This is a genomic window from Ferroglobus sp. (assembly GCF_015521575.1).
Classification (GTDB): domain Archaea; phylum Halobacteriota; class Archaeoglobi; order Archaeoglobales; family Archaeoglobaceae; genus Ferroglobus.
Map to the genome: position 1 here is coordinate 1 of NZ_WANY01000255.1, position 2,276 is coordinate 2,276.

Sequence of the window (2,276 nt, forward strand, 5' to 3'; positions counted from 1 at the left end):
AAGCCTTTTAAAACCATAATAATTTATCATTGCAAAGGTGATGGAGATGTGTCCGAGTTGCGGTAACGGAAGGTTCGTCGTTATAGGGGAGGACAGCGAATTTACGTACTTGGCTTGTAGCAATTGTGGATTTACGAATTATCTCCCGAAGGGGGTGAAAATTTACAGGTGAAGGTACTCAAGGTCATCGAGGGTTGAAAATTTGTATCCTCTACTTTTTAACTCCTTTTCAAAGTTTTTAGTGGGTTTTCCGTGGTAGAAAATCACATGCTCTGGGTCGCAGTGCTCTATCATCTCCATCAAACCCCTGCAATCAAGGTGATCGCTTAGCGTTATTCTCTTTCTGTAAAATTTTTGAGCGCTCAAATAGTAACCGTCGTATTTCCTCACTTCCTTCGTTGAAACGATTTTTGCTCCACCATTTGCTCTCAACCCGAAAGCTTCAGCGATTTTCGCTATCAATCCATCCGCCTCGAATCCGATTCCATTCTCCTCAAGTATTTTCGCTGCCCTTTGAGCTTTTCCGATTGGATAAGCGCCGAAAACTTCTCCTTTTTCTGCTTTCTCAATAAAAACGTCTATCTCGTCCTCAAAACAGTAGTTCGTATTGGCGTAGGTTGCTTCGGTTATTAGCAAAGAGCATTTCGGTAGCTCTTCGTAATTCTTCACGTCTCCGGTCACGAGAACGTCAAAATCTTTGAAGTAGAATGCGGTTGAGCCGATTATGTGGAAGGTATCGTAGGTTTTTATCTTAACGCCGTTTAAATTTAGCGTGTCGCCCACTTTGAAAGTTATCCCCCTAAACTTCTTTTCGCCTATAATTGAGAGAATCTTAGCGGTTTCTTTACTTGCTACAGCTTTAAAGTTGAGAATGTTCCTCAAACCGTAGTGATCGGAATGGGCGTGAGTTATGAGGTTAAACCCCCTCCCGGGATAGCTGTCGACGTGAAAATCAGTGCCTCCAACTCTGATGGTGATGTGAGGAAGGAAACTACTCCTTTTTCTTCTGAAAACGAGAACTCCGAAGTTGTCTAAGAAGTCGATCATTTCTTGTCTCTCCTGTTCTTAAAGCATATCATGCAGTCCTTGCACTTTTCCCTCATCTGCATAATTCTTCATCCCTCCCTTCTGCTATAAAGTTTACTCCCAACACTTGTATTCTCTGCACTGCTCAGGTTTGGTTTCGTGAATTTTACAGAATATTTTTCCCTCTTTTTCCTCTATGAACGGACATCTATCAAGCTTGTTTCCGTATTCGTCGAACCAGAGCTCTCCTCCTTCAACGACCTCTCCCAGAAATATGTCGTAGTAAGAATAAACGAGCACATGCTTAAGTATGTCGCTCCTACCCTCCCTCACCCACCTGTTTATGTCCGAGGGAGTTGCGTATATCTTTGTACCCATCTCCAAGCAGCACCTTCCGCAGTGCCGGCACTTCACATTATAGTATTCCTAAACGTTGGGAAAAATTTTTCTCACAGCACCACGTATTTGTAAAGCCTCATCTTCGTTACGCTTCCCTTTTCCGTTAATTCCGATTCGCTCAAAACAACGTCTCTTCCAGTCACTTCTCTCAAAACGGCGGCAACAGCTATCGAGTACGGGCAGAAGACTTTCTCGCTTTTCAACAGCTCGTGAACGTTTGAATCAGATAAGCTGCACTCACCAAGCCTAAATTCAAATGTGTGCTCGTCTATACGTTTAAATTCCGTGTCCTTCAGCATTCCGGTTTCTTCAAGTATTTCCAGGAGTTTTTTAACGCTCTCTTCCGGATTTTCTCCCTTTCTCAAATCAAATCCGAACTTTCCGAATATTTCGGGGATTTTTCTTGAAACGTGGATTAGAACTTTACTCCCCGGAGTGCCCACGGTTGCCTCGAAAGCGTAAAGAATAGCGTGAAGAATTTTTACGATTTCCTTTTCGGAGGGTCTCTCTTCCATACTAAAACTCTTTTTTAGTTGATATATACTTTCCGAAATTTAAACGTTTAAAATTTTATTCCTCCACTGGCATATAATCTATTTTTATCCCAGCCTCTTTTAAAAACTCCAATCCCCTCTCATCGGCGTATCTTTTCCCGTAAACGACTCTAACTATTCCGGCGTTGATTATCATTTTTGCGCACATTATACAAGGTTGATGGGTTGTATAAAGCGTAGCACCCTTTATGCTCACCCCGTGAACGGCTGCTTGTATTATCGCGTTCTGCTCAGCGTGAACGGCTCTACACAACTCGTGTCTCTCTCCGCTTGGAACGTTTAACTCCTCCCTTAAAC

The 2,276-nt window shown here is 42.8% G+C and carries 5 protein-coding genes; 1 reads left to right on the forward strand and 4 read right to left on the reverse strand.

Annotation, left to right across the window (positions count from 1 at the left end; genetic code table 11):
* Positions 1–37: 37 nt before the first annotated feature.
* The gene (locus F7C14_RS10190) at positions 38–172 is read left to right on the forward strand and encodes a hypothetical protein (protein WP_290902538.1); all 135 of its coding nucleotides are present in this window, start codon (positions 38–40) and stop codon (positions 170–172) included.
* Here F7C14_RS10190 and F7C14_RS10195 read toward each other — a convergent pair.
* From F7C14_RS10195 to F7C14_RS10210, 4 genes are all read right to left on the reverse strand, one after another.
* Positions 163–1,047, reverse strand: coding sequence for an MBL fold metallo-hydrolase RNA specificity domain-containing protein (locus tag F7C14_RS10195; protein WP_290902539.1), 885 nt, complete (start codon positions 1,045–1,047; stop codon positions 163–165). The genes F7C14_RS10190 and F7C14_RS10195 overlap by 10 nt on opposite strands.
* 93 nt (positions 1,048–1,140) lie before the next feature.
* A complete protein-coding gene (locus tag F7C14_RS10200; RefSeq protein ID WP_290902542.1) occupies positions 1,141–1,440 on the reverse strand; it encodes a YkgJ family cysteine cluster protein in 300 nt (99 codons plus the stop codon).
* 35 nt (positions 1,441–1,475) lie between these two features.
* Positions 1,476–1,940 carry a hypothetical protein gene (locus F7C14_RS10205; protein WP_290902545.1) on the reverse strand — a complete coding sequence of 155 codons (465 nt, stop codon included), beginning with the start codon at positions 1,938–1,940 and terminating at the stop codon, positions 1,476–1,478.
* 55 nt (positions 1,941–1,995) lie between these two features.
* Positions 1,996–2,276 (reverse strand): deaminase (locus F7C14_RS10210; protein ID WP_290902547.1); only part of this gene is annotated, 281 nt, incomplete at its 5' end.

Excerpts from the sequence above, each read along its gene's own strand:
- F7C14_RS10195 (WP_290902539.1), bottom strand. The coding sequence starts at position 1,047 with ATGATCGACTTCTTAGACAACTTCGGAGTTCTCGTTTTCAGAAGAAAA.
- F7C14_RS10205 (WP_290902545.1), bottom strand. The coding sequence starts at position 1,940 with ATGGAAGAGAGACCCTCCGAAAAGGAAATCGTAAAAATTCTTCACGCT.